The organism is Streptomyces sp. NBC_00435, assembly GCF_036014235.1.
In the GTDB taxonomy this organism is placed as follows: Bacteria; Actinomycetota; Actinomycetes; order Streptomycetales; family Streptomycetaceae; genus Streptomyces.
In genome coordinates this window covers 1656078-1682668 of record NZ_CP107924.1, presented here as the reverse complement: position 1 = coordinate 1682668, position 26591 = coordinate 1656078, and the positions used below count along the sequence as shown (strand labels likewise).

Annotated in this window: 24 protein-coding genes and 5 tRNA genes; 20 read left to right on the top strand and 9 right to left on the bottom strand. The window is 72.8% G+C overall.

Annotation, left to right across the window (positions count from 1 at the left end; genetic code table 11):
- The first annotated feature begins 11 nt into the window (after window positions 1–11).
- Window positions 12–1487 carry a membrane-associated oxidoreductase gene (locus OG389_RS07675; protein ID WP_328297707.1) on the top strand — a complete coding sequence of 492 codons (1476 nt, stop codon included), beginning with the start codon at window positions 12–14 and terminating at the stop codon, window positions 1485–1487.
- A gap of 14 nt (window positions 1488–1501) precedes the next feature.
- Here the strand turns inward: OG389_RS07675 and OG389_RS07670 are convergent, their stop codons facing one another.
- A complete protein-coding gene (locus tag OG389_RS07670; RefSeq protein ID WP_328297706.1) occupies window positions 1502–2272 on the bottom strand; it encodes a lysophospholipid acyltransferase family protein in 771 nt (256 codons plus the stop codon).
- 166 nt (window positions 2273–2438) lie between these two features.
- Between OG389_RS07670 and OG389_RS07665 the strand changes: the two genes are divergently transcribed.
- From OG389_RS07665 to OG389_RS07655, 3 genes are all read left to right on the top strand, one after another.
- Complete coding sequence (locus OG389_RS07665; protein ID WP_328297705.1) at window positions 2439–3644, top strand: glycerophosphodiester phosphodiesterase; 1206 nt, start codon at window positions 2439–2441, stop codon at window positions 3642–3644.
- A 73-nt stretch (window positions 3645–3717) separates the two neighbouring features.
- A complete protein-coding gene (locus OG389_RS07660) occupies window positions 3718–4269 on the top strand; it encodes a sigma-70 family RNA polymerase sigma factor (protein ID WP_328297704.1) in 552 nt (183 codons plus the stop codon).
- A 37-nt stretch (window positions 4270–4306) separates the two neighbouring features.
- Window positions 4307–4813 (top strand): GNAT family N-acetyltransferase, encoded by a 507-nt coding sequence (locus OG389_RS07655; RefSeq protein ID WP_328297703.1) that lies wholly within the window; start codon window positions 4307–4309, stop codon window positions 4811–4813.
- Here OG389_RS07655 and OG389_RS07650 read toward each other — a convergent pair.
- Together OG389_RS07650 and OG389_RS07645 are read right to left on the bottom strand one after the other, a co-directional pair.
- Window positions 4803–5231, bottom strand: coding sequence for a hypothetical protein (locus OG389_RS07650; RefSeq protein ID WP_328297702.1), 429 nt, complete (start codon window positions 5229–5231; stop codon window positions 4803–4805). The genes OG389_RS07655 and OG389_RS07650 overlap by 11 nt on opposite strands.
- Window positions 5224–5592 (bottom strand): hypothetical protein, encoded by a 369-nt coding sequence (locus OG389_RS07645; protein WP_328297701.1) that lies wholly within the window; start codon window positions 5590–5592, stop codon window positions 5224–5226. Before OG389_RS07645 ends, OG389_RS07650 begins: the two co-directional genes overlap by 8 nt.
- Window positions 5593–5660: 68 nt before the next feature.
- On the opposite strand from OG389_RS07645, the gene OG389_RS07640 reads away from it, so the two are divergent.
- From OG389_RS07640 to OG389_RS07595, 10 genes are all read left to right on the top strand, one after another.
- Window positions 5661–6332 (top strand): HAD-IA family hydrolase, encoded by a 672-nt coding sequence (locus OG389_RS07640; protein ID WP_328297700.1) that lies wholly within the window; start codon window positions 5661–5663, stop codon window positions 6330–6332.
- Window positions 6333–6705: 373 nt separating this feature from the next.
- Window positions 6706–7800: a methionine ABC transporter ATP-binding protein gene (locus OG389_RS07635; RefSeq protein WP_328297699.1), complete on the top strand. Its 1095-nt coding sequence runs from the start codon at window positions 6706–6708 to the stop codon at window positions 7798–7800.
- Entirely contained in the window at window positions 7797–8465 is a 669-nt protein-coding gene (locus OG389_RS07630) for a methionine ABC transporter permease (RefSeq protein WP_328297698.1), read from the top strand. Before OG389_RS07635 ends, OG389_RS07630 begins: the two co-directional genes overlap by 4 nt.
- Before the next feature lie 107 nt (window positions 8466–8572).
- Entirely contained in the window at window positions 8573–9436 is an 864-nt protein-coding gene (locus tag OG389_RS07625; protein WP_328297697.1) for a MetQ/NlpA family ABC transporter substrate-binding protein, read from the top strand.
- A gap of 240 nt (window positions 9437–9676) precedes the next feature.
- Entirely contained in the window at window positions 9677–10420 is a 744-nt protein-coding gene (locus tag OG389_RS07620; protein ID WP_328297696.1) for a GNAT family N-acetyltransferase, read from the top strand.
- An 87-nt stretch (window positions 10421–10507) separates the two neighbouring features.
- Window positions 10508–11725, top strand: coding sequence for a precorrin-6y C5,15-methyltransferase (decarboxylating) subunit CbiE (gene cbiE / locus OG389_RS07615; RefSeq protein ID WP_328297695.1), 1218 nt, complete (start codon window positions 10508–10510; stop codon window positions 11723–11725).
- 275 nt (window positions 11726–12000) lie between these two features.
- Window positions 12001–15165: a nicotinate-nucleotide--dimethylbenzimidazole phosphoribosyltransferase gene (gene cobT, locus OG389_RS07610; protein WP_328297694.1), complete on the top strand. Its 3165-nt coding sequence runs from the start codon at window positions 12001–12003 to the stop codon at window positions 15163–15165.
- Between the two features lie 113 nt (window positions 15166–15278).
- Window positions 15279–16787 (top strand): hypothetical protein, encoded by a 1509-nt coding sequence (locus tag OG389_RS07605; RefSeq protein WP_328297693.1) that lies wholly within the window; start codon window positions 15279–15281, stop codon window positions 16785–16787.
- 151 nt (window positions 16788–16938) lie between these two features.
- Window positions 16939–18153 (top strand): uroporphyrinogen-III C-methyltransferase, encoded by a 1215-nt coding sequence (gene cobA / locus OG389_RS07600; RefSeq protein WP_328297692.1) that lies wholly within the window; start codon window positions 16939–16941, stop codon window positions 18151–18153.
- Between the two features lie 105 nt (window positions 18154–18258).
- Complete coding sequence (locus OG389_RS07595) at window positions 18259–19071, top strand: TrmH family RNA methyltransferase (protein WP_328297691.1); 813 nt, start codon at window positions 18259–18261, stop codon at window positions 19069–19071.
- 44 nt (window positions 19072–19115) lie between these two features.
- On the opposite strand, the gene OG389_RS07590 is transcribed toward OG389_RS07595, so the two are convergent.
- Window positions 19116–20396, bottom strand: a complete 1281-nt coding sequence (locus OG389_RS07590; RefSeq protein WP_443059221.1) for a protein kinase domain-containing protein — start codon at window positions 20394–20396, stop codon at window positions 19116–19118.
- A 552-nt stretch (window positions 20397–20948) separates the two neighbouring features.
- Between OG389_RS07590 and OG389_RS07585 the strand changes: the two genes are divergently transcribed.
- From OG389_RS07585 to OG389_RS07575, 3 genes are all read left to right on the top strand, one after another.
- The gene (locus OG389_RS07585) at window positions 20949–21134 is read left to right on the top strand and encodes a hypothetical protein (protein WP_266876567.1); all 186 of its coding nucleotides are present in this window, start codon (window positions 20949–20951) and stop codon (window positions 21132–21134) included.
- Between the two features lie 355 nt (window positions 21135–21489).
- A complete protein-coding gene (locus OG389_RS07580; protein ID WP_328297689.1) occupies window positions 21490–22560 on the top strand; it encodes a phosphotransferase family protein in 1071 nt (356 codons plus the stop codon).
- A 65-nt stretch (window positions 22561–22625) separates the two neighbouring features.
- The gene (locus OG389_RS07575; RefSeq protein ID WP_328297688.1) at window positions 22626–22940 is read left to right on the top strand and encodes a TFIIB-type zinc ribbon-containing protein; all 315 of its coding nucleotides are present in this window, start codon (window positions 22626–22628) and stop codon (window positions 22938–22940) included.
- A 131-nt stretch (window positions 22941–23071) separates the two neighbouring features.
- Here the strand turns inward: OG389_RS07575 and OG389_RS07570 are convergent.
- From OG389_RS07570 to OG389_RS07550, 5 genes are all read right to left on the bottom strand, one after another.
- Window positions 23072–23143, bottom strand: a tRNA-Val gene (locus OG389_RS07570).
- Between the two features lie 54 nt (window positions 23144–23197).
- Window positions 23198–23269 (bottom strand) — tRNA-Val (locus OG389_RS07565).
- 19 nt (window positions 23270–23288) lie between these two features.
- Window positions 23289–23360, bottom strand: a tRNA-Val gene (locus tag OG389_RS07560).
- Window position 23361: 1 nt separating this feature from the next.
- Window positions 23362–23435 (bottom strand) — tRNA-Cys (locus tag OG389_RS07555).
- Between the two features lie 45 nt (window positions 23436–23480).
- Window positions 23481–23553: transfer RNA gene (locus tag OG389_RS07550), tRNA-Gly, on the bottom strand.
- Window positions 23554–23733: 180 nt separating this feature from the next.
- On the opposite strand from OG389_RS07550, the gene OG389_RS07545 reads away from it, so the two are divergent.
- From OG389_RS07545 to OG389_RS07535, 3 genes are all read left to right on the top strand, one after another.
- Window positions 23734–24834: a chorismate-binding protein gene (locus OG389_RS07545; protein ID WP_328297687.1), complete on the top strand. Its 1101-nt coding sequence runs from the start codon at window positions 23734–23736 to the stop codon at window positions 24832–24834.
- Window positions 24831–25658 (top strand): aminotransferase class IV, encoded by an 828-nt coding sequence (locus tag OG389_RS07540; protein WP_328297686.1) that lies wholly within the window; start codon window positions 24831–24833, stop codon window positions 25656–25658. Before OG389_RS07545 ends, OG389_RS07540 begins: the two co-directional genes overlap by 4 nt.
- Window positions 25659–25728: 70 nt before the next feature.
- Window positions 25729–26553 carry a GNAT family N-acetyltransferase gene (locus OG389_RS07535; protein ID WP_328297685.1) on the top strand — a complete coding sequence of 275 codons (825 nt, stop codon included), beginning with the start codon at window positions 25729–25731 and terminating at the stop codon, window positions 26551–26553.
- Window positions 26554–26591 lie beyond the last annotated feature (38 nt).

Here is a 26591-nt window from a genome sequence, read left to right as displayed (position 1 = left end):
CCATCCCGGCGATGGAGATCACCGATCTGACCCCGGCCGAACGCCGCGTATGGGACGCCTTCCCGCGCGGTGAGGGCATCGACTTCCGGGAAGGCGCCGACGAGGAGGCCACCGACGGCGCCTCGTGGGGATCCGAGCGGACCGTACGGGCCGAGATGCTCGCCTTCCTGCTGCTGCGCGAGTCTTCGGCCGCCGGGCAGGTCCCCGGGATGAACGTCCGGGGCGCCCGGATCACCGGCAAGCTCAACCTCAAGTACGCCGACATCGAGCACGCGATCCGACTGCGGGCCTGCTGGTTCGAGCGCAAACCCGTCCTCTACGGGGCCCGGTTGCGGGCCGTGTCGCTGAGCGACTCCGCCCTCCCCGGCCTGACCGCGTCCACCGTCAGCGTCGACGTCGCGCTCAGGCTGTCCTGCTGCCGCATCTCCGGGCCGGTGCGTCTCGCGGGCGCCCGGATAGCCGGTGGTCTCTTCCTCCAGAAGGCAGTCATCGGCACCGCCGGTCCGGCCGCGGAGGGCCAGGAGGCCGCCCTGCAGTTCAATCACGCCGACATCGGAACCGACGTCATCGCCATGGACCTCACCGTCCACGGTCAGACACGCGTCAACGGCGCCACCGTCGGTGGTCAGATCAACCTGAACAACGCCCGGCTCCTGGCCCCCGGTGCGATAGCCCTGCACGCCGAAACCCTGACCGTCGGTACCGACGTGCGGGCCAAGGGGCTGGAAGCCCGGGGAATGTTCAACCTCACGGGATCCCGGATACCCGGCCAGCTCTACCTCGGCGACGCCCGGCTCATCAACCCCGGTGGCGTCGCCCTGCGCGCCTCCAGCTGCTCGATCGGCGAGGTGTGGCTCAGCGGACGCGAGTGCGTCCAGGGAACGATGAACCTGAGGCGCTCCCAGTTCGACCTGCTCCACATGGCGCCGGAGACGTGGCCGCGGCGGATCCGCATCGAGGGGCTCACCTACCGGACCCTCAGCCCGCACCTGTCCGCCGAACAGCGGCTGCCCGCCCTGGAGCGCGAGGAGTCGGGCTACCTCCCGTACGCCTACGAACAGCTCGCCGCGGCCTACCGTACGACGGGCGACGAGGCGGCCGCCCGGACCGTGCAGCTCGCCAAGCTCCGCCGACACCGCCGGACCCGGCCCCGGCACGCCAGGGCCTGGGGGCTGCTCCAGGACGTCACGGTGGGGTACGGCTTCCGGCCGCTGCGCGCTGCGGGCTGGCTGCTGGCGCTGCTCCTCACGGGGACGGTGACGTACTGGTTCCACCACCCCCGGCAGCTCAAGGTGGGGGAGTCGCCGGAATTCAATCCGGTCTTCTACACGATCGACCTGATGGTGCCGATCATCGGCTTCGGCCAGGAGGCGGCCTTCGCGCCGGACGGCTGGTACCAGTGGCTGTCGTACCTGCTGATCGTGACCGGCTGGGTCCTCGCCACGACGACCGCGGCGGGCGTCAGCCGGTCACTGCAACGGCAGTAGGCGGCGGTGGGGGACTACGCGGCTTCCTTGGCCTTGGTCGCGTACATGTCCACGTACTCCTGCCCCGAGAGCCGCATGACCTCGGCCATCACCGAGTCGGTGACGGCGCGCAGCACGTAGCGGTCGCGGTCCATGCCCTCGTAGCGGGAGAACTCCATCGGCTCGCCGAAGCGGACGGTGACCCGGCCCGGGCGCGGCATGCCGGTGCCGCCGGGCTGGAGCTTGTCCGTACCGATCATCGCGAAGGGGACGACGGGCGCGCCGGTCATCAGGGTCAGCCGGGCGATGCCGGTGCGGCCGCGGTAGAGGCGGCCGTCGGGGGAGCGGGTGCCCTCGGGGTAGATTCCGAAGATCTTGCCCTCTTCGAGGATCCGGCGGCCGGTCATCAGTGCGGCGACGCCGCCGTTGGCCCCGTCACGGTCGACGGGGATCATGCCGGCGCCGGTGAAGAACCAGGCCATGGCCCGGCCCTTGATCCCCTTGCCGGTGACGTACTCGTCCTTGCCGATGAAGTGGACCGTGCGGTCGCACACCAGCGGCAGGATCATCGAGTCGATGAAGGTGAGGTGGTTGCCCGCGAGGATCACCGGCCCGGTGCCCGGAATGTTCTCGATGCCCTCCACCCGGGTGCGGAACATCAGGCGCATGACGGGTCCGACGGTGGCTTTGATGAGGCGCGTACGGAACAACGTGGGCCCTCCGGCATCGAAAAGCGGTTCTCGCACCCACCACACGGCGGTAGTGCAGGTGAGGACGATACTCGTGGGTCCGCTCTGATCGCACATCGGGTTCACGAGGTGGATACGCAGTGTTGACGCACGTTTCCGCCGTGTTCCGCCCGCGCACCCCCGCCCGCCACCCCCGCTTGCCTACCATCGGCAGGCGAAATCGGGCCGTTGGACCCGGAGATCCCGGGACGCCCGGCCCTTTCGGCGATGGGGAGTGGCACTCATGACGCAGGGTGGGGCAGCACGGCGCACGGTACTGGGCGCGGCGGTGGCGGCGGCGGGCGGCGCCTTCGGCGGGCTCGCGGCGGGAGCCGGATCCGCCTCGGCGGCGGAGAGCGGCCACGGGGGAGTCCAGGGCGGCGGGTCCGGTGGGTCCGGTGGGTCCGGCGGCGGGTACCGGGAGCTGCCCGTGCCGACGGTCATCGGGCACCGGGGCGCCAGCGGCTACCGGCCCGAGCACACTCTCGGGTCCTACCAACTCGCGCTGGACCTCGGCGCCGACGTCATCGAACAGGACCTCGTCCCGACCAGGGACGGCCACCTGGTGTGCCGCCACGAGAACGAGATCGGCGGTACGACCGACGTCGCGGACCACCCCGGCTTCGCGTCCCGCAGGACCACCAAGACGGTCGACGGGATCGCGGTCACCGGCTGGTTCACCGAGGACTTCACCCTCGCCGAACTGAAGACCCTGCGCGCGAAGGAACGCATTCCCGCCATTCGTCAGCGCAACACCCTCTACGACGGCCGCTGGGACGTCCCCACCTTCGAGGAGGTGCTCCGCTGGGCCGACCGGGAGGGCCACCGGCGCGGGAAGCGCGTGTGGCTGCACGTGGAGACCAAGCACCCCAGCTACTTCCGGGCCCTGGGCCTCGGCCTGGAGGAACCCCTCGCGAAGCTGCTGCGCCGGTACGGGCGCGACGGCCGCGGCGCCCCGCTCTTCCTGCAGTCCTTCGAGCCCTCCAGCATCCAGCGGCTGTCCCGGCTGGTCTCCGCCCCGCGCGTGGTGCTCCTGTCCGCCGCGGGCAGCCGCCCGTGGGACTTCGAGCTCGCCAAGGACCCCCGTACGGTCGCCGACCTCGTCAGGCCCGAGGGGCTGAAGTGGATCGCCGGCTTCGCCCAGGGCATCGGGCCGACCATGGACCTGATCCTGCCGCGCGATGCCGCGGGCGGGCTCGGCGCCCCGACGACCCTGGTCGCGGACGCCCACGCCCGGGGGCTGATCCTGCACCCCTACACCGCACGCAACGAGAACAGCTTCCTGCCGGCCGAGTACCGCAGGGGCACCGACCCGACGGCGTACGGCGACGCGTTCGGCGTCTTCAAGGCGTACTTCGAACAGGGCATCGACGGCATCTTCACCGACCAGGCCGACACCGGGCTGCTCGCCGCCGAGGCCTTCCGCCCCGGCCGCGGCGTCAACCGGTAGGCGGAGCTCCCCGTACGAGTGGGCCGTGCCCGGCAGGGAAACCGCCCGGCGCGGCCCTCGCGTCCAGCCCGGCATGGACCTGCTGAAGGCTGACCTCTTTGACACGCTCGGCCCGCTGCTCTCGGCCGAAGCGGCCGCGGAGACCGCGGGCACCGGCGTGGACGCCGCCGACCTGGAACAAGCCGTCTGGGTCAGGCTGCTGGAGCACCGGCGCACCCCCGCGGAGCCCGTCGCCTGGCTGCGCCGGGCGGTGCGTGCGGAGGCCCGCCTGGCGCGGCGCCGGGCCAAGCGCGAAGTCCCGTACGACCACCGTCATCGCTCCGCGGGGGACGAGCAGGGCGGCACGGGCGCCCGTACCAGTGCGGGCGGGGAACCGGAAGACGCCCTCCTGCACGGCGAGGACAACCGGGCCCTCCGATCGGCGGTCGCCCGATTGCCGGGACGGTGTCCGGAGCTCATGAAGGCATTTCTGTCGCCCAGGGACCTCACTTACCGTGAAATCGCAGGAGAGTTGGGTATCTCACAAGGAAGTTTGGGGCCCGTCCGTTCCCGATGCCTGGGATGTCTGCGCAGAATGCTGGCGGCAAAGGTTGAGGCTCCCGACCTGCGGGGAATGGAGCGGTAGACCACAGGGCTACCAGGTGAGCGGGAGGCATGCGCACATGGGCATGAGCGTGACCATTTCGGCGGCAGCTGCCGAGGATGCCGAGCAGATCATGAAACTGCAGTACCTGGCGTTCCAGAGCGAGGCCGAGCTGTACGGCAACTACCGCATCCAGCCGCTCACCCAGTCCCTCGACTCGCTCAAGGCGGAGCTGGCCTCGGACACCGTCCTGGTGGCCCGGCTCGGCGAGGAGATCGTCGGGGCCGTGCGCGGCAACGTGGACGAGGAGGGCACCGGCAAGATCGCCAAGCTCTGCGTCCACCCCCGTCTCCAGGGACACGGACTCGGTGCCCGGCTGCTGAACGCGGTCGAGGCGGCCCTCGCCGGCCACGACGGGACCACCCGTTTCCGGCTGTTCACCGGCCACAAGAGCGAGTCGAACCTGCGGCTCTACCGCAAGGCCGGCTACACCCAGGTCGGCGGGCGCACCGCGTCCGACGGCGTCCGTCTGGTGATGCTGGAGAAGGAGGCCAAGGAGGCCACCGACTTCGCGGTCAGCGCTTAGCCCTGAGCCAGAGCATCCCGGTGATCGGCAGGATCACCGGGATGAACAGGTAGCCCATCCCGAAGTCCGACCACACGGTCGCGTCGGGGAAGGCCTCGGGCCGCACCAGGGTCCAGGTGCCCACGACGAGTACGCCGGTCAGCTCGGCGGCGCAGCAGATCCGCGCCGCCCTGCGGGCCGTCTCCCCGCCGCGCACCAGCGAGTACGTGATGAAGGCGTACACCAGGGCCGCCACGGCCGACAGCGAGTACGCCAGCGGAGCCCGGTCGACCTCGGTGGAGATCTGGTAGAGCGAGCGCGAGACCGCGCCGACCGTGATCACTCCGTAGAACCAGACCAGCAGCACCCCCGGCCCGGTGACCAGGCGCTTGCGCCCGGCCGGTGTGGTGGCGGTGGCGTCCGTGTCCGTGTCAGGCACCGGTGTTTCCCCAGATGTCGTAGAGCCGTACTTCGAGGACGGCGAGGACGACCGCACCCGCGGCCACCGTCACCGAGCCCCATTTGGTCCGCTCGGTCAGCGAGAGCAAGCCCGCGGCCGGGACGGCCGCGAAGGCGCCCAGCAGGTAGGCCACGAAGAGCACGGTGCCCTGCCCGGGCTTCTCGCCCCGGCCCAGCTGGACCAGGCCGATCACCAGCTGGGCCAGGACCAGTACGGTCACCACGGCCATGCCGATGAAGTGCCAGTCCTTGGTCGGCTGGTCCCGCCAGGCGGCGAAACCGCACCAGGCGGCGAGGGCGAGTGCGGCCACGCCGATGGCGACCGTCAGGGCGTCGAGCATGCAGCGAGGGTATTACGGGCCGAAAGACCCGATGCGCTCACCCCTGCTCCCGGGCTTTGCTGGAAGGCATGAAGCTGCAAGGAACGCACGGCCCGCACTTCGACGCGCTGCTCTTCGACAACGACGGCACGCTCGTCTCCTCGATGGAGTCGGTGCACCGCTGCTGGACCCGCTGGGCCCGGGAGTACGGCATCGCCGACGAGGCCCTCACCGCGGTCGCGCTGCACGGCCGCCCCGCCGCGGAGATCGTCGCCGATCTCCTGCCCGCCGGGGTGCGGGACGAGGCCCTCGCCCGGATCGAGGCACTGGAGACCGAGGACGTGGTGGGCGGCGTGGTCCTGCTGCCCGGCACGAAGGAACTGCTCTGCGCCCTCCCCGCCGGCAGCTGGGCCGTGGTCACCTCCGCGACCCGCCCGCTGGCCGAGGCCCGGCTGCGGGAGGCCGGCATCGACATCCCCGAGATGGTGACCGCCGGCGACATCACCCGGGGCAAGCCCGATCCGGAGCCCTTCCTGCTGGCGGCCGCCCGGCTGGGCGTGGACCCGGCCCGCTGCGTGGTCTTCGAGGACGCCCCGGCGGGCCTGGCCGCGGGCCGCGCCGCCGGGATGACGACCGTGGCCTTGACCACAACGCACCCGGCCGCGGAGCTCGACGCGGACGTGGTCGTGAGGGACCTCTCGGCCGTGTCCGTGCTGGCCGGAGCCGGTGGGATGACCATCGAGACGGACGATCGGACCTGACCGACGTTGTCCGGTATGTGGTCGAAATCCGTCCGCTATCCGGACATCTTTGATCGGTGACGGGGAACGTCTGGTTTACTGGGCCCATGACCACGACGAGCAGCCGCACCCTTGCGACCGAGGCGACCCTGACGCCCGGTGCTCGTTGTATGTGTCGAATGTGCGCCTTCTGAGGGCCCCTTTCCCAGGTCTCACGCCCCGAAGCGAGACCGGCCGAGCCATCTCCGACACCCCCGTGTGACCCGGATCGCTCCTGCCCCGCGCACGCGCCGAAGCCGTCGTTCTCCGACGGTTCGACCCGTATCGCGTCCCCAGATGTTTGCCCCGTGCCGGCACCCCGCTGCGCCGCGCACTCGACAGCGACGGAAATCCTGTGATCACCACATCGGGCCTCACGAAGGTCTACCAGTCCCGTGGCCGCGAGGTCACCGCCCTGGACGGCGTCGACCTGCACGTCCGCCAGGGCGAGGTCTACGGAGTCATCGGCCAGAGCGGCGCCGGAAAATCCTCCCTGATCCGCTGCGTGAACCTGCTGGAGCGCCCCACCACCGGCACCGTGAGCGTCGACGGCGTCGACCTCACCGCGCTCGCCGGCCGCGGCCGGCGAGCCGGCAAGGAGCTCCGCGAGGCCCGCAGCCGCATCGGCATGGTCTTCCAGCACTTCAACCTGCTGTCCTCGCGCACCGTGCAGGGCAACATCGAGCTGCCCCTGGAGATCCTCGGGGTCTCCGGCCGCGAGCGCTCCCGCAAGGCCGCCGAACTCCTCGACCTCGTCGGCCTCGCCGACAAGGCCAAGTCCTACCCCGGCCAGCTCTCCGGCGGCCAGAAGCAGCGCGTCGGCATCGCCCGGGCCCTGGCCGGCGACCCCAAGGTGCTGCTCTCCGACGAGGCCACCAGCGCCCTGGACCCCGAGACCACCCGGCAGATCCTCCAACTGCTGCGCGACCTCAACCGCCAGCTGGGCCTGACCGTCCTGCTCATCACCCACGAGATGGACGTGGTCAAGTCCGTCTGCGACTCGGCCGCCCTGATGAAGCGGGGCCGGATCATCGAGTCCGGAACCGTCAGCGAGCTGCTGGCCACCCCCGGCTCCGAGCTCGCCCGCGAACTGTTCCCGCTGACGGGCTCGGCGACCACCGCGGAGCACACGGTCATCGACGTCACCTTCCACGGCGACACCGCGACCCAGCCGGTCATCTCCCAGCTGGCCCGTACCTACAACATCGACATCTCGATCCTCGGCGCCGCGATGGACACCGTCGCCGGCCGCCAGATCGGCCGCATGCGCATCGAGCTGCCCGGCCGCTACGAGGACAACGTCGTGCCCGTCGGATTCCTGCGCGAGCAGGGCCTGCAGGTGGACGTGGTGGAGGCCGACGCCGAAGCCGACGTACAGGCGGACGCGGCGGACGCGACCGCGGACGTGGACGGCGAACTGGCCGAGCTGGTCAAGGACGGTGCGAAGTGACCTGGTCCGAAATGCAGCCGCTGCTCACGCAGGGCACTTTCGACACCCTCTACATGGTGTTGTGGTCCGCGCTGGTGACCATCCTGGGCGGCCTGCCCATCGGCATCCTGCTGGTCCTGACCGACAAGGGCGGCCTGCTCCAGAACCGTGCGGTCAACAAGATCCTCGGCGTGATCGTGAACATGGGCCGCTCGCTGCCGTTCATCATCCTGCTGATCTTCCTGATACCGGTCACCACGGCGATCGTCGGAACCTTCATCGGCCCCACCGCCATGATCGTCCCGCTCGCCATCGGCGCCATCCCCTTCTTCGCCCGGCTCGTCGAGACCGCCGTCCGCGAGGTGGACCACGGTCTGATCGAGGCCGTCGAGTCCATGGGCGGCGGCATCCCGACCCTGGTCGGCAAGGTGCTCCTCCCGCAGGCGCTGCCCTCCCTGATCGCGGCCGTCACCACCACCGTGATCACCCTGATCGGCTACTCCGCCATGGCCGGCGCGGTCGGCGGCGAAGGCCTCGGCTCCAAGGCCATCACCTACGGCTTCCAGCGCTTCGAGACCGGCTTCATGGTCGCGACCGTCGTCGTGCTGATCGTGCTCGTCACGGTGATCCAGCTCCTCGGCGACGGCGTGGTACGCCTCCTCGCGCGGCGGGGTCGGACAGCCTGATCCGGGCTGGCCCGGGCCGTACATTTCCGAACTTTTCTCCATAGAGCCCGCACTTGTCGTGCTTGGGCCGTCATCCGCACAGCAAAAAAGCAAGAAAGGCACTCTTCGTGCGCAAGAACATCAAGCTCACCGCCCTCGCCGCCACGGCCGCCGCGCTCACCCTCTCCCTGAGCGCCTGCGGCAGCTCCTCGGACCCGTCCTCCACCAAGGCGGACGGCGGCAAGACCGACGAGAGCAAGGCCCTGGTCGTCGCGGCCTCCCCGACCCCGCACGCCGACATCCTGAAGTTCGTCAAGGACAACCTGGCGGCCAAGGAAGGCCTCAAGCTGGAGGTGAAGGAGTTCACGGACTACGTCCTGCCGAACACCGCCACCCAGCAGGGCCAGGTCGACGCCAACTACTTCCAGCACGTGCCGTACCTCGACGACTTCAACAAGAAGAACGGCACCGACATCGTGCCCGTCGTGAACGTGCACCTGGAGCCGCTGGGCCTCTACTCCAAGAAGGACAAGGCCCTCACCGACATCAAGGCCGGCCAGACCATCGCCGTCCCCAACGACCCCACCAACGAGGGCCGCGCGCTCCAGCTGCTCGCCGCGAACAAGCTGATCACCCTCAAGGAGGGCGTCGGCACGGGCGCCAAGCTGTCCGACATCACCGACAAGAAGGGCCTGGAGTTCAAGGAGCTGGAGGCCGCCACGGTCCCGCGCGCCCTGAACGACGTGGACGCCGCCGTCATCAACGGCAACTACGCCATCGAGGCCAAGCTCGTCCCGGCCAAGGACGCGCTCGTCCTGGAGAAGGCCGAGGGCAACCCCTACGCCAACATCCTCGCGGTCAAGAACGGCAACCAGGACGACCCGCGGATCCAGAAGCTCGCCAAGCTCCTGAACTCCGACGAGGTCAAGAAGTTCATCGAGGACAAGTACAACGGCTCGGTCATCCCGGCCTTCGGCAAGCCCGTCGCCTGATCCGGCCCGCTTGATCCACTCGATCCGGCCGGCCGGACCGGCCGGCCGGTCCGGCCCCGCACGCCCCACCGGTGTGCGGGGCCGGACGCTGCCCGCTTCCGGGCAGCCCGGCCCTGCACATCCCCAGGCCGATGCTGCATGCTGTGGCCTACGACCCGCAGACACGGTCCGTACGAACGGTCCCGCACGACGGTCGCCTCGCACCACGGTCGCACCACGGTCTCAGGCTTGGAGCTGCGCATGACAACCACCTTCCCGGACGTCACCATCAGCACGGACCGGCTGGTGCTGCGCCCCTTCGAGGAAGAAGACGTCACCGCGCTCACCGAGATGATGAACGACGAGCACGTCACCGCCTGGACCTCGGTCCCGCACCCCTACACCCGCGCCGACGCCGTCACCTGGGCCACCCGGGTCTCCCACGCCGAGCGCACCGAGGGCCGCGGCATCGTCCTCGCCGTCACCGAGTTCCTCACCCAGCGCCTGGTCGGCATCGTCCACCTCCAGCACACCGACTGGCGCACCCGGGCCACCGAAGTCGGCTACGTCACCGCCCCCTGGGCCCGCGGCGAGGGCTACGCCAGCGAGTCCGTGCGCGCCGTCGCCCGCTGGCTCTTCACCGACCAGCGCTTCGAACGCCTCGAACTGCGCACCGCAGCCGACAACACCGCCTCCCAGCAGGTGGCCCAGAAGATCGGTTGCATCAGTGAAGGCGTCCTGCGCAACGCCTGCATAGTGCGCACCCAGAACCCCGACGGCTCCTGGGCCGACACCCGCAGCGACCTCATCGTGTGGGGACTGGTCCCCGAGGACCTCGACGAGGACGACGACTACGCGGACGGGTACGGCGACGAGTACGCCGACGGGTACTCCGTCGGCTACGCGGACGACCGCTCCGGCGGACACGAGGACTACCGAATCCGTCCGTCCGACGCGAAGGCTGCGCCGTCCCGGCCGACCGGAACCGACACGATGACCAGGTAGTCTCACCGTGCCCGCCCCCGACGATCCTTCGCCCTCCCCCGGCTGCCACCGGGAGGCGCCCCCTCCCACATCAGGAGACTGACGACGATGGCCGACCGGGTCACGGTGATCGGCTGGGACGGCTCCCCCCTGACCGCGGCCGCGAGGTCCGCGCTCTCCGCGGCCACCCTGGTGGCCGGCGCGGCCCACCACCTCGCACTCCCCGAAGTCCCGCCCACCGCCGAACGCATCCGCCTCGGCAGCCTGGGCATCGCCGCCGGCCGGATCGCCGGCCACCGCGGCACCGCCGTCGTCCTCGCCGACGGGGACCCTGGCTTCTTCGGCGTCGTACGGGCCCTGCGCGCTCCGGAGCACGGGCTGGAGGTCGAGGTCGTACCGGCCGTGTCCGCCGTCGCCGCGGCCTTCGCCCGCGCCGGGATGCCCTGGGACGACGCCCAGGTCGTCGTCGCCCACCGCCGCACCCTGCGCCGAGCCGTCAACGTCTGCCGCGCCCACCCCAAGGTCGCCGTCATCACCTCGCCCGGAGCCGGCCCCGCCGAACTGGCCCTGCTGCTCGAAGGCGTCCACCGGACCTTCGTCATCTGCGAGGAACTGGGCACCGACAAGGAACAGGTCACGGTCCTCACCTCCGACAAGGCCGCCGACCACAGCTGGCGCGACCCGAACGTGGTCATCGTCATCGGCGGCGCGGGAGCGCCCGCGGCCGCCGCCGAACCGGCGTGGCTGCTGGGCCGGAGCACGGCCCCGAGCGCCGGACGGGGCTGGGCCCGCCCGCAGACCGATGTAGGAGAAGGGGAGTCCGCGCAACTGCGCGCCGCCCAGCTCGCCCGGCTCGGCCCGCGCACCGGAGACCTCGTCTGGGACATCGGCTGCGGCTCCGGAGCCCTCGCCGTGGACGCCGCCGCCCTCGGTGCGGCCGTCATCGCCGTCGACGCCGACCGGAACGCTTGCGAACGCACAACCGCGGCCGCCCGGTCCAGGGGCGTACAGCTCCAGATCGTCAACGGCCGCGCCCCGCACGTACTGGAGACCCTGCCCGAACCCGACGTGGTCCGCGTCGGCGGCGGAGGGGCCGAGGTGGTCGCCGCCGTCGCGGACCGCCGCCCCGAACGGATCGTCAGCCACGCCTCCACGCGCGACGAGGCGGAGGCCATCGGCCGCGCACTGGCCGAGGGGGGCTACACCGTCGAGTGCGCGCTGCTCCAGTCCGTGGCCATGGACACCCGGACGTGGGACGAACAACAGCGCTCCGTGGTGTTCCTGCTGGCCGCCGAAAGGCCCGCCAACCGCCCGGACCGTACCTAGCCGCGGCCCCGGGGTAGGCTGGCCGATCGTCGCACCGCCCCGGACGATTCGGGCACGCGGCACCCGGTGGGACGCGCGACGTGGCGCAGTCCACAGGGGACCGTGGCGGTTATGGCCGCCGCGGTGGCGAACGGGCACGACAATACTTATTGGTTGCGGTGCGGGCGTACGTGAGGCGAAACGGCCGCACGGCAATCCCGTTCTGCAATTCCGCTCGGCGGCCTCGTGGGCGACCGGGCGGTCGAAGAGGCAACACCGATGGGCGAGGGGTACGCATGACTGACACCGGCCAGGTTCCGGGCGAGGGTCTCCCGGACAGCACGGGCATGGTGGATCAGCCGGGCGTCCCCGCCCCGGTTCCCATGCCTTCCCCCGCGACCGGGAGCTACGCCTTCCAGGACCTCGTGGACAACCCGGCCGAGCCGGAGGACGAGGAACTGCTGCTGATGCCGAGCAGCCAGGGAGCGTGGAGCGACCCCCAGGTCGTCCCGCCGGTGCCCGCCTTCCCCGAACCCCCGCGCTACGCGGACGCTCCGTACGCCGACTACCCCGAGTACCAGCAGCCGAACCCGGTCCAGCCGGCCGTCCCGTCCTCCGAGGCGCCGGCCGGGTACGAGCCCGTGGGCTACCCGCAGCCGTCGTTCGCCGAGCCGTCGTTCGTGGAGCCGTCGTTCCCCGAGCAGGCGTTCGTGGAGCGGGCGTTCGCGGAGCAGCCGTCCTTCCCCGACCCGGCCGCCTACAGCGCGGACGCGCACGAGGCGGGCGGCCGGGACTCCGGCGCGCTGGACCTCGGCGGCCTGGTGGCCCCGCAGGCCCAGGCACCGGTGACCCCCCTCGCCCCCATCCCGGTGCGCCGGCCGCTGCACATGGGCCCGCCCGTACCCGAGGCCACCGGGGGAGTCGTACGGTCCCTCGCGGACCGGGGGCCGGCCGCGAGCCCGGCGCCCGCCGCGGCCCCCGTGCCGGCTCCGCTCGTCCCGGCCGAGCCCGAGCCCGAGCCCGAGCCCGTGTTCGCGCCCGAGCACGAGCCCGTCTCCGTGCTGAGCGCCCCCGTGACGCCGGTCCCGGTGCGCCAGTCCGGGCCGCCGACCGCCGGACCCGAGTACCTGGACCTCCCGCCCGCCGACGCCGACCCGGCCGCGTCGCAGCCGGTCGGGATCCCGGTGCAGGCCGGGACGCCGTGGACCGCGGAACCGGCTCCGGAGGCAGTGGCGGTGCCGGTGGCCGAGCCCCTCGCCGTCGTGGAGCCGGAGCCTGTCGCCGCCGAGCCCGAGCCGGCCGTCGCGGCGGAGTCCGCGCCGGAGCCCGACCCCGTCGCCGTCGTGGAGCCCCTCGCCGCCGTGGAGCCGGAGCCCGTCGTGGAGCCGCAGTCCGTGGCGGCTCCGGTGGTTGTCGCCGCCGAGCCGGTCGCGGTCGTGGCGGAGCCCGTCGTGGTCCCCGAGCCCGTCGCCGTGGCCGTCGTGGAGCCGGAGGCCGAGCCGCAGCCCGATCCCGAGCCGCAGCCCGCGGAGGCGGTGGCCGAGGCCGCCGAGCCGGCGGTGGAGCCCGCTCCCGAGCCCGTCGCCGTCGCGCCGGACGAGGTGGAGGTACCCGTGGAGGCCGCGGAGCCCCCCGGGACCGAGCCGGACGCCGAGCCCGAAGCCGAAGCCGAAGCCGGAACGGATTCCGAGGCCGTTGCCGTTGCCGTGGCCACCGAGCCCGTGGCCACCGAGCCCGCCCCCGGGTACGCCGACGCCGAGCGCGAGGCCGTCCTGCGCGTCATGCGCGAGCGCCGCGACATCCGCAAGGGCTTCCGCAGCGACCCGATCCCGCACGAGGTGCTGCTTCGCGTCCTGGAGGCGGCCCACACCGCGCCCAGCGTCGGCCACTCCCAGCCCTGGGACTTCGTCGTCATCAAGTCCGCCGAGACCCGCCGGACGATGCACGAGCTCGCCGAGCACCAGCGCGAGGCCTACGCGAAGTCGCTGCCCAAGGGCCGCGCCAAGCAGTTCAAGGAACTCAAGATCGAGGCCATCCTCGACACCCCGGTGAACATCGTGGTCACCGCCGACCCCACCCGCGGCGGCCGCCACACCCTCGGCCGGCACACCCAGCCGCAGATGGCCCCGTACTCCTCGGCCCTGGCGGTGGAGAACCTCTGGCTCGCCGCGCGCGCCGAAGGCCTCGGCGTCGGCTGGGTCAGCTTCTTCGACGAGCGCGAGATGGTCCGCGCGCTCGGCCTCCCGGAGCACCTGGAGGTCGTCGCGTACCTGTGCGTCGGTTACGTGGACGAGTTCCCGGAGGAGCCCGAGCTCGCGCAGGCCGGCTGGTCCCAGCGCCGCCCGCTCTCCTGGGTGGTCCACGAGGAGACCTACGGCCGCCGCGCGCTGCCCGGCGAGGAGCCGCACGACCTGCTCTCCGAGACGGTCGCCAGCATCCGCCCGCTCGACGCGAAGGCGCTCGGCGAGGCCTGGGAGCGGCAGAAGCGCATGACCAAGCCCGCCGGGGCCCTGGGCATGCTCGAGATCATCTCGGCCCAGCTGTCCGGCCTCTCGCGGGTCTGCCCGCCGCCGATCCCCGAGCCCGCCGCGGTGGCGATCTTCGCGGGTGACCACGGCGTGCACGCCCAGGGCGTCACCCCGTGGCCCCAGGAGGTCACCCTGCAGATGGTGGCGAACTTCCTGGGCGGCGGCGCGGTCTGCAACGCGTTCGCCAACCAGGTGGGTGCCGAGGTCTGCGTGATCGACGTCGGCGTCGCCGGCGACCTCCCGGCCACCCCCGGTCTGCTGCCCCGCAAGATCCGCCCGGGCACGGCAGACCTGTCCACCGGCCCCGCGATGACGCGCGAGGAAGCCGTCGCGGCCATCGAGGTGGGCATCGAGACGGCCCGCGACCTGGTCGCCGCGGGCAACAAGGCGCTCCTCACCGGGGAGATGGGCATCGCGAACACCACGGTGTCGGCTGCCCTGATCTCGGTCTTCACCGGGGTCGACCCGGCGGAGGTCACCGGCCGGGGCACGGGTATCAACGACGAGACCCACGCCCGCAAGGTCGAGGTCGTACGCCGTGCGCTCGAGCTCCACCAGCCCGACCCGGCGGACCCGATCGGCGTCCTGGCGGCCATCGGCGGCCTGGAGCACGCGGCGATCGTGGGCCTCCTCCTCGGCGGAGCCTCCCTGCGCACCCCGGTGATCCTGGACGGCGTCAGCGCCGGCGCGGCCGCCCTGGTGGCCCGCGCCATCGCGCCGGAGTCCCTCTCCGCCTGCATCGCGGGCCACCGCAGCGCCGAGCCGGGCCACGTGGCGGCCCTGAACAAGCTCGGCCTGCGCCCCCTGGTCGACCTGGACCTCCGCCTCGGCGAGGGTACGGGCGCCCTGCTGGCCCTCCCCCTGGTCCAGAGCGCGGCCCGCGCGATGCACGAGGTGGCCACCTTCGACTCGGCGGGCGTCACCGAGAAGTAGCCCGGACCTGCCGGCGGGCCCGTACGGACGGGCTCGCCGGCAGTACCCCGGAGGGACCGCCTGGTGGCGCAACCCGCGGTGCGCAATGCCGCGGGTGCGCCCAGCCTTGTTCCATGACAGGCACCCGACCGACCGTGTTCGTTCACGCACCGGACGCCCGGGGCCTGCGCCCCGTCACCCTGGGAGGCCGGCCCCTGGGCAGCGTCTGGTCGTCGCGGGAGCTGGAACGGCTGCTCCGGCGGGCCGGATACACGGAGAGCGGGGACTCCGGCCCCGGACCCGTCCACTGGGAGGGCGGGGGCGCGGCCGACTGGCCGGACGAGCCACTGCCCAGGCGGCTGACGGCCGCCGTGATGGTGGCGGGTCTGCTCGGCTGCGCGGTGCTCCTGGGCGTCATCGGCCAGGTCGACGCCGCCCGGTCGGCCACCTTCGCCGGCCGCCTGACCGGCTTCCTGCTGCTCCTCGCGGGCCTGGCCCAGGTGGCCGCGGCGCTCGCCGCCCACGACTTCCTCGGCAAACGGCGCTGGCCGTACTCCGGCGTTCCGGTCCTGGCAGGCGCCTTCATCGCCCTGATCATGACCACCCTGCTGCTCGGCATGTGGCTGGAGGAACGGGAGTTCGTCGCCCTGCTGCCCGTGTACGGACTCCTGTGGTGCTGGTCCGTGTGGGCCCTGTGCATCCTCCTGCGGCGGCGGGCCTGGTCCGGGATGCGGTACCCCAAGAGCGTCGTCGCGGGGCTGACGCTCTCCGGCGTGCTGGCCGTCACCAACTTCTCCTACGCGGCCCTCTACACCCCGAACGCGGCCAGGGCGCAACTGATCACGACGGCGGCCGTCGGGAAGCCGACGGTCAGCCGGGACGGCACCGTCCTGTACGTCCCGGTGACCGTGAGCGTGAAGAACACCGGCACGGTGGCCGTCAACATCGCCGGCAGCGCCTACTGGGTGACCGGGGCGTCGAGCGTGCCCACCACCTCCGTGGTCCCCGACTACTGGCGCAAGGCCAAGGAGCGCGACGTGGACGGGGACGCGGAAGGGTACTCGCTCCCGGTCCCCCCGACCCTGCTGGCCACCGGACCCGTCGGGGTCGAGGGCTCCTGGCTCGATCCGGGATCCGAGCACGCCGAGGAGAAGATCATTCAGCTCCGCAGGGGCGCGGGGCAGCCGGAGTACACCGTGGTCGAGGCGGTGTCCCAGGTCATCAGCGTCCGCCAGGACCGCGCCAGGATCCGTCCGGGCCTGAAGGAGCCGTCCTTCTCCTGGAGGGCGGGCAAGGCACCCGCCGCCACCTGCCTGGCGTCCATGGACGACTGCGTGCTCTTCCGCGCACGGGTCGACCACAACAACAACCTCGTCAACGTGACCCGGGGGCCGCGCTACCTCAGCGTCTGGTCCTACCAGGAGGGGCCCGACGGTGCCGGCGCCGACATCAAGGCCGTGATCACCCCGCTCGACAGCCGCGGAAACCTGGTCGATCACCAGGAGCCGGGCGACCGGTACGGATTCGCCAGCGAGACCTCCAGGGTCTCCCGCGTCGTCATCGGCCCGCTGGCCGCACCGCAGGCCCCGCGCACCGCGGACGATCCGGCCCCGACCGGTCCCCCTGAGGAAGAGGACGGCTGAACCGGCCCCCCCCGGGCGCTTGCGGACCCCAGGGCATGCTTCCGCCCAGGTGGGGCCGTATCTTGGACCATCAGTACCGACCGCACACCAGTACCTCGCCGCTCCAGAGCCGTAGCGGCCCACGCAGCCGCCCCCAGGAGCAGCCCCCGCCATGGCCGACACCCCCGCCTACCCCGTCGGACTCCGCCTCGCGGGCCGCCGCGTCGTCGTCGTCGGCGGCGGCCAGGTCGCCCAGCGCCGCCTGCCCGCGCTGATCGCGGCCGGCGCCGACATCGTCCTGATCTCGCCCTCCGCGACCCCCTCCGTGGACGCCATGGCCGAGACCGGCGAGATCCGCTGGGAGCGCCGCCGCTACCAGGACGGCGACCTCGACGGCGCCTGGTACGCGCTCGTCGCCACCCGTGACAGGGCCGCCAACGACGCCGCCTCCGCCGAGGCCGAGCGTGCGCGGATCTGGTGCGTCCGCGCCGACGACGCCGAAGCCGCCACCGCCTGGACCCCGGCCACCGGCCGCGTGGAGGGCGTCACCGTCGCCGTGCTGAGCGGCAACGACCCCCGGCGCTCCGCCGCCGTCCGCGACGCGGTCGTCGAGGGGCTGCGCGACGGCTCCCTGACGGCCGCCCGCCCCCACACCCCCGGCGTCTCCCTCGTCGGCGGCGGCCCCGGCGACCCGGACCTGATCACGGTCCGCGGCCGCCGACTCCTCGCCGAGGCCGACGTGGTCATCGCCGACCGGCTCGGCCCCCGCGACCTCCTCGACGAGCTCCCGCCGCACGTCGAGGTCATCGACGCCGCGAAGATCCCGTACGGCCGGTTCATGGCCCAGGAGGCCATCAACGACGCCCTCATCGAGCACGCCAGGGCCGGCAAGGCCGTGGTCCGGCTCAAGGGCGGGGACCCGTACGTATTCGGCCGCGGCATGGAGGAGCTCCAGGCCCTCGCCGAGGCCGGTATCCCCTGCACCGTCGTCCCCGGCATCTCCAGCTCCATCTCGGTGCCCGGCGCGGCCGGCATCCCGGTCACGCACCGCGGCGTGGCGCACGAGTTCACCGTGGTCAGCGGCCACGTCGGCCCCGACGACCCGCGCTCCCTCGTGGACTGGGCCTCGCTGGCGAAACTCACCGGCACCCTGGTCGTCCTCATGGGCGTCGACAAGATCGGCCTGATCGCCGAGGCACTGGTCCGCAACGGCCGGCCCGCCGACACCGCGGTCGCCGTCATCCAGGAGGGCACCACCGCCTCCCAGCGCCGGGTGGACGCCACCTTGGCCACGGTCGGCGAGACCGTCCGGGCCCAGGAGGTGCGGCCGCCCGCCGTCATCGTGATCGGCGACGTCGTGAACGTCCACCGGCCCGCGGTCGAGTAGGACGAGCCGGAAGAGCAGGCCGGCAGGCCGATCGGGCCGAGCAGGCCGACCCCCCAACCCAGCAGAGCCGTTGGCACCGCACCCAGGACAAGGCAGTATCACCCTGTGGCTGATCTCATCACCGTCGAAGACCCCGACGACCCGCGCCTGCGCGACTACACGGGCCTGACCGACGTCGAACTCCGGCGCAGGCGCGAGCCCGCGGAAGGTCTCTTCATCGCCGAGGGCGAGAAGGTGATCAGACGCGCCAAGGACGCCGGGTACGAGATGCGCTCGATGCTGCTCTCGGCCAAGTGGGTCGACGTCATGCGCGATGTCATCGACGAGCTCCCGGCCCCGGTCTACGCCGTGAGCCCGGAGCTCGCCGAGCGCGTCACCGGCTACCACGTGCACCGCGGCGCCCTCGCCTCCATGCAGCGCAAGCCGCTGCCCACGGCCGAGGAACTGCTCGCCACCACCCGGCGCGTGGTCATCATGGAAGCGGTGAACGACCACACCAACATCGGCGCCATCTTCCGCAGCGCGGCCGCCCTCGGCATGGACGCGGTGCTGCTCTCGCCGGACTGCGCGGACCCGCTGTACCGGCGTTCCGTGAAGGTCTCCATGGGCGCGGTGTTCTCCGTTCCCTACGCCCGTCTGGAAGCCTGGCCCAAGGGCCTGGACTCGGTCCGCGAAGCGGGCTTCAAGCTGCTCGCCCTGACCCCGCACCAGAAGGCCTCGCCGATCGACGAGGCCGCCCCACAGGCACTGGAGCGGGTCGCGCTGATGCTCGGCGCGGAGGGGGACGGGCTGTCGACCCAGGCTCTGGTCGCGGCCGACGAGTGGGTGCGGATCCCCATGGCGCACGGCGTGGACTCGCTGAACGTGGGCGCGGCCGCGGCCGTCGCCTTCTACGCGGTGGCGAGCGGCCGGCCGTAGGGCGGATCCCGCGGAGGGCGCCCGCCGGTCCCGTCGGCGGTGAGCTAGAGCTTCTGGGCGAGCGCGATGCCCAGCGCCACGAGCAACGTCACCACGACGAAGACGATCAGGCGCTGGCGCATCAGCTTCGGGTCCGGCCGCGACGGTCGCCGCCCCGTCCCCGTCGTACGGGGAGCCGGGCGGCCGCCCGTACGCCCGGCGGTGGAGCCGGGACCCCGTGAGCCGGTCCCGCGCGAGCCGGTGCCCCGCGCGGACGAGGGCCGCGAGTGCGGCCCGCCGACCGGTCCCTGCCCCTGGGACTTCCCCGTCCCCTGCCCCTGGGCCGTGCCCGCCCCCAGGTGCCCCGGTACGGGAGTGCCGCCGGTACGGCGCTCCGTGCGCTGCTCGCTGTGGTTGGCGTACCCCTCGCCGTACTCCTCGGCGTGCTCGGCGTACTCGGGCAGTCGCCCCGTCGGCCGATCGGTCCGCGCCCGCTGCGCCGGCGGGCGGCTGTCGCCCAGCCCGTGCGCCTCACGGGCCGCGATCTCCTTGAGCCGCATCGACAGCTGGAGCGTGCTCGGCCGTTCCTCGGGGTCCTTGGCCAGGCAGGCGCGGACGAGGGGCGCGAGCGCGTCCGGGACACCCAGGAGGTGCGGCTCCTCGTGCACCACGCGGTACAGCATGACCTCGGAACTGCCGTGCCCGAAGGGTGAGTCGGCGGTGGCCGCGTAGGCCAGGGTGGCGCCGAGGGAGAAGACGTCGGTGGCGGGGGTGACGGCGGCCCCGCGAACCTGCTCGGGCGCCAGGAACCCGGGGGAGCCGACGGCCGTTCCCACATGGGTGAGGGTGCTCGCGCCGGTGGCCCAGGCGATCCCGAAGTCGATGATGCGCGGGCCCTTGGGAGACAGAAGGATGTTCGAGGGCTTGAGGTCGCGGTGGACGACCCCGGCCTCGTGCACGGCGACCAGTCCCTCGGAGAGCGCGGCGCCGATCGCGGCGATCTGCGCGGCCGTCAGCGGGCCCTCCTCGGCCACCTTGTCGTGCAGGGAGGGGCCGGGCACGTACTGCGTGGCGAACCAGGGGCGCTCCGCCTCCAGGTCCGCGGCGACCAGGCGCGCGGTGCACCCGCCGCGGATCCGCCGCGCGGCGGACACCTCGCGGGCGAAGCGCGAGCGGAACTCCTGGTCCTCGGCCAGATCCGGCCGGATCACCTTGAGGGCGACGCGCTGGCCGCGCCGGTCGGATCCCAGGTAGACGACGCCCATGCCGCCGGCGCCGAGGCGCCGGTGCAGCCTGAACGAGCCGACGACACGCGGGTCCTCGCGCCGGAGCCGCATCATCGCCATGTCCACCCCGCTGACCGGTCGTCCTGTTGACGTGGCACAGCTTACGGACGATCCGGCATGCGCGCTCAGAGGCCGCGCCCTCGCCGGGGGATTCGATTGTCAGTACGGAGCAGTCCACTTGGGCGATCCCGGGACCACCGGTCGGACGCATGTACGGGACCGCGCGGACCGGCCAAGCCGGGCCGGGGCCACGGGAATTGGGGTGCCGGCGGGGGAGTGCGGGCCGGGGTGCCCGCCGTGGGGGCCGGCCACGGCCGGTTGATCTTGGGACCACCTGGTCGGCGGCGGGGCGTGTACGGGCGGTGACGGAAGTGAGCGAAGTCACCACCCTCTGGTCATCCCCTCCGGGATGACCCTCAGAGCGGGGGAGCGGTCTCCACCCAGGGGAGTACGTGCGAGGCGGCCTCGTCATCCTCCTGGAGGCCCGCCAATGGGTACGAAGGCATGAGGCCAGGAGCCTTTCGCGCACCTAGTGTTGAAGACAAGCGGCGGGTGGAGCACTCGTCCCCCGAGGTCACAAACCCGCCGCTGCCAAACGACAGGGAGAGGACCATGGCGGACATCGCACGGCAGGGACGCAAGGCATTCGCGTTCAACAGCCATGAGTCCGGCCGGCGCCACCCGCTGGTGGCCGCGGCCATGGTGCTCCCCCTGGCCGCCCTCCTGCTCTTCCTCTTCGGAGGCTTCGACCAGGTGGTGGCGCAGGCGTCGTCCGTAAGCGTGATGCTGGGGCGCTGAGCGGCGCCCCGGGCCCAGGAGAGCGGCCTGGGCCGGGACTGTCACCGGCCGAACCCCGTGGGGACGGGGGCGCGGCCGACGGACGGCAGGTGAAGGGTGCTGCGCGTACGGCTGGGGAGCCGGACGCGCAGCACCCTTTCTCATGTCCGCCGCCGTGCCCCCGTACGTCCGCGGCTCCGCCCCGTGCCCCCGCCGTTCCGCGCACTGCGTACCCTCGTCCCGAGGAGCGCCCCGCCCGGGGTGCGGGGGGCGGGGGAGTCGTGGTGGAGCGGTCGGGCCCCGGGGGAACCGTCCGGCGACGCGTGCGCCGGGGCGGCCCGCTGGGCGGCGCCGAGGCGTGGTTGCGCTGGACCGGGTGAGCGCGGCCGCGCTCGCCGCGTACGCGGGCGCGAGCACCGGCGCGCAGCCGTACGTGCTCCTCGCGGACCGCGACGACGGCACTGTCGTCCGCTGCGGGGACACGGTGGCGAAGGCACACGCTCCGGACAGCGACCCCGACGCCCTGGCGGTACGGATCCGCATCGCCGGGGACGGCGCGCTGGCCGGGGTGCTGCTGCCCCCGCTGCGGACCGGACTCGGCCTGGTCGGGGGCCGGGCCGTCTCCCTCTGGCCCTACGGGGCTCCGGTCGCCCCCGACCGTCCCGAGGACGCGCCCTGGGAGGCCGTCGCCGAGCTCCTGGCGGCTCTGCACCGCACCCCGCTCCATGTCCTGCCGGCCCCGGTCCCCCCGATGCGAGGCCCCGCCAAGCTCGCCCGCGCCCTCCACCGCCTCGCCGCGGCGCACCCGCCCGCCCCCGGGGCTCCCGCGCACGCTCCCCTGGCCGGGGGGCCCGCCGCCGTGCAGGCCCCGGCCGGCGGCGCTCCCGGCTCCGGCTCCGGCTCTGGCGCCCATCCGGATCCCGGCGCCGGATGCGACCGCCAGGCCGACCCCGACGACGCCTCCGCGCTGGCGCGGCTCGTACGGGCCGCCGCGAGGACCCTCCCCGGATGGGCCCGGGGGGAGGGTCCGCAGCCGCCCGGCGGGGCGCTCTGCCACGGCGACCTGCACCTGGGGCAGCTCGTGCGGGGCCCGGCCGGGCACTGGCGGCTCATCGACGTCGACGACCTGGGGCTGGGCACGCCCGCCTGGGACCTCGCCCGGCCCGCGGCCTGGTACGCCGCCGGGCTGCTCGACACGGAGACCTGGCTGCGCTTCCTCGACGCCTACCGGTCCGCCGGCGGCCCGGCGGCCGGTCCGCCGGGCAGTGATCCCTGGCCGGAACTCGATCTCGCGGCCCGTGCGCTCACCGTCCAGACGGCCGCGCTGGCCCTCGCCAAGGCGGACCGCGAGCGACGCCGACTCGACGGGGTGGAGCGGCTGATGGTGGACGCCTGTGTCCGAATTGCCTCCCTCCCGACCGACTTGGAGCGGCGGGCTCCGTCGTAGGGTGAGCCTCACGCCACCGGGTACGCATCCGGTGTCTACGCGAACGGCGAGGAGTTGATCCGGTCATGCAGTGTCCGAAGTGTCACGCGATGATGCACACCTACAACCGCAACGGTGTCCAGATAGAGCAGTGCAGCGGCTGCCGGGGCATCTTCCTCGACTACGGCGAGCTCGAGGCGCTGACCCGCCTGGAGTCCCAGTACACCTCCCAGTACGGCCAGGTCCCCCCGCCCGCCGCGCCGCCGGCCCCCGCTCCGTACCCGCAGCAGCACGCGGCCCCCGCACCCGCCTGGGGCGCCCCGCAGCACGGTGGCTACGGCCACGGTCACCACGGCCATCACAAGAAGGGCGGCTTCGGCCGGATGCTCTTCTCCTCCTGAGGCCACCGGGACGGGGCCCCGGGACTGCCCGGGACCCCGCACCCGCCTCCCCGCGGCACACCGCACCGGCACCGCATGCCGCACACGCGAAAGCCCCGGCCGTCGAAACGGCCGGGGCTTTCGGATTCCGGTGCGCGATACTGGGATTGAACCAGTGACCTCTTCCGTGTCAGGGAAGCGCTCTCCCGCTGAGCTAATCGCGCGGGACCACATACACGGTGCGAACACCGGTGGTGGCAAGGGTCAAGCGTACTGCGTGCGCGATACTGGGATTGAACCAGTGACCTCTTCCGTGTCAGGGAAGCGCTCTCCCGCTGAGCTAATCGCGCGGGGATCCTTGCGGATCAGTGGACGATACTGGGATTGAACCAGTGACCTCTTCCGTGTCAGGGAAGCGCTCTCCCGCTGAGCTAATCGTCCTTGGAGGTGGAGACGGGATTTGAACCCGTGTAGACGGCTTTGCAGGCCGTTGCCTCGCCTCTCGGCCACTCCACCATGGAGCAAGCGGGGGGTCCTCGGGAAGATGATCCCCCACCTCAGAGCGGACGACGAGACTCGAACTCGCGACATCCACCTTGGCAAGGTGGTGCTCTACCAACTGAGCTACGTCCGCAGGTCACCGTGTTCGCTCCGGGGATTTCCCCCTTCGCTCCCTGGCGACGAGTTGAACTCTAGCGGATTCCGGGGCCAGCTCAAAAACGCGTTTCCGCAGCGTGCTGCCGCTCGATCACCGCCGGTCACCCGGCGGACGCCGCCCCGGCGCCGGCGCGTGACCGGTCATAGACTCGCAGCCGTGCACGACCTGCCTCCCCTCGCCCGCTTCGGCGGCCTTCTCGCGACCGATCTCCGGGATGTCACCAGTGATCCCGCCGCCCTGGACTCCACCGGCTTCTGGGCGGTGACCGCCGACTTCGAAGGCCGGCTCGTCTGCGCGCGCTTCGGGGACGTACGCCCCGACCCGGTACCCGCACCCGTCCCCGGTGCCTGGCGCGGCCCCGACGCCGACGAGTGGACCTCCTCGCTCGGCCGTGACGCGTACATCGCGGGCGTGCGCCGCATCCGCGAGCACATCGAGGCGGGCGAGGTCTACCAGGCCAACCTCTGCCGCGTGATGTCCGCGCCGCTCCCCGATCCGGCGGGAGCCGACGTGGACGCCCTGACCGCGCTGCTCGCGCGCGGCAACCCGGCCCCGTATGCAGGAACGATTCGGCTGCCGGCCCACGGTGTCGAGGTGGCCACCGCGTCCCCCGAGCTCTACCTGCGCCGCACCGGCCGCCGCGTCGAATCCGGCCCGATCAAGGGCACCGGCCGCACCGCCGCCGACCTGCTGCCCAAGGACCACGCCGAGAACGTGATGATCGTGGACCTCGTCCGCAACGACCTCGGCCGGGTCTGCGCCACCGGCTCCGTCACCGTCCCCGAGCTGTGCGCGCTCGAGGAGCACCCGGGCCTCGTGCACCTCGTCTCCACCGTCGCCGGTGAGCTCGCCGACGGCGCCGGCTGGCCCGAGCTGTTCGCGGCCACCTTCCCGCCAGGCTCCGTCACCGGCGCCCCCAAGTCCTCCGCCCTGCGGATCATCGAAGCCCTGGAGACCGCCCCGCGCGGCCCCTACTGCGGCGGCATCGGCTGGGTCGACGCCGACCGCGGCACCGCGGAGCTCGCCGTCGGCATCCGGACCTTCTGGATCGACCGGGAGGTCCCCGGTGGCGCCCGGCTGCTCTTCGGCACCGGAGCCGGGATCACCTGGGGATCCGACCCCGACCGCGAGTGGGCGGAGACGGAACTGAAGGCAGCCCGCCTGCTGCGGGTAGCGTCAGGGGTCGGCGGTCCGGGCCCGGCGGGACCGGACCCGGCCGGAACGGACGGATACGACAGCGGGAGGACCGTACGGTGAGGATCTGGCTCGACGGAGCACTGCGGGACGCCGACGACGCGAAGGTGTCCGTGTTCGACCACGGCCTGACCGTCGGCGACGGGGTCTTCGAGACGCTCAAGGCGGAGCACGGCGGCACCTTCGCGCTCACCGGGCACCTGGAGCGGCTGACCCGCTCCGCCCGCGGCCTGGGCCTGCCGGACCCCGACCTGGACGAGGTGCGCCGCGCCTGCGCCGCCGTACTGGCGGCCAACCCGCTGCCGCTCGGCCGGCTGCGCATCACCTACACCGGGGGTCTCTCCCCGCTCGGCTCCGACCGCGGCGAGGCCGGCCCGACGCTGATCGTCGCCCTCGCCGGGGCCACCCGCCGCCCGGACACCACCGCCGTCGTCACCGTGCCGTGGGTGCGCAACGAGCGCTCCGCCGTGGTGGGCCTGAAGACCACCTCGTACGCCGAGAACGTGGTCGCGCTCGCCGCCGCCCACCGGAAGGGCGCCTCCGAGGCCCTCTTCGCCAACACCGTCGGGCGGCTCTGCGAGGGCACCGGCTCCAATGTGTTCGTCGTCCTGGACGGGCAGCTGCACACCCCGCCGCTGGGCTCCGGCTGCCTCGGCGGCATCACCCGCGCCCTGGTCGCCGAATGGTGCGGGGCCAAGGAGACCGACCTGCCCCTCGAGGCGCTGGCGCGGGCCGAGGAAGTCTTCCTGACCTCCTCGCTGCGCGATGTCCAGGCCGTCGTACGGATCGACGGGCGCGAGCTGGGCTCAGCCCCCGGCCCCGTCACGGCCGAGGCCATGCGGACCTTCGACGCCCGCTCCGCCGAGGACCCCGACCCGCGGTCCTGACCGCGGGTCGGCACGGGCAGCCGGAACAACCCACTGTCCTTCGGGCCGCGGGGCGGGTAGAACTCGAGTGATGACCACCACCCTGCGGCCGAGCGGGCCGCTTCAGCAGAGCATCGGCGGGGCGCGCTCGCGCCCGTACGAGATCCGCGTCAACAGCAGGCGCGTCGGAGCCCTGCTGCTCGCCGCCGACACCCCCTTCGGGCCGACGGTCGCGGAGATCCGCGACCTCGCCGTGGACGAGCCCGACCGGCGCCGCGGACGCGCCACGGTCGCCGCGCTCGCCGCCGAGGAAGTGCTCCGGGGCTGGGGCTGCCGGCGGGTCCGCGTCTCGGTCCCGGCCGGATCGGCGGGCGGCCTACGGCTGGCCGGCTCCCTCGGGTACGCCGAGTACAGCCGCAACATGGCCAAGGAGCTCCCGGCCGGGCCGCCCGCCCTGTCCGACGGGGTCACCGGCCGCCCGATGACGGAGGCCGAGTTCGCGGCCTGGCTCGCCGCCGCGCTGGAGGGCTACGCGCGGAGCTGGATCAGCCGTGGCATGCCGGCCGAAGCCGCGCGAACGAAGTCCGTGAACGACCACGCGTCCATGCTTCCCCGGGGGCTGGCCACGGAGGGTGTCAGCCTCTCCGTGCTGGAGGCGGCCGGGGTGCCCGTCGGCACGGTGTGGGTCGCGCCGAACGGGGAGGATTCGTACGTCTTCGACGTCGCGGTGGCCGAGGAGCACCGCGGCCGCGGCTACGGCCGGGACCTGATGCTCCTCGCGGAAGGCACCGCCCTCGCCGCCGGCCACCGGGTGCTGGCGCTGCACGTCTTCACCGACAACGTCCCGGCCCTGCGGCTCTACGAGTCCCTCGGCTACCGGACCACGAACTTCAACTACGCCAAGGACCTGATCTAGGGCCTGGCGTCAAACTCCCGCCTGCCGCACGGCGACGG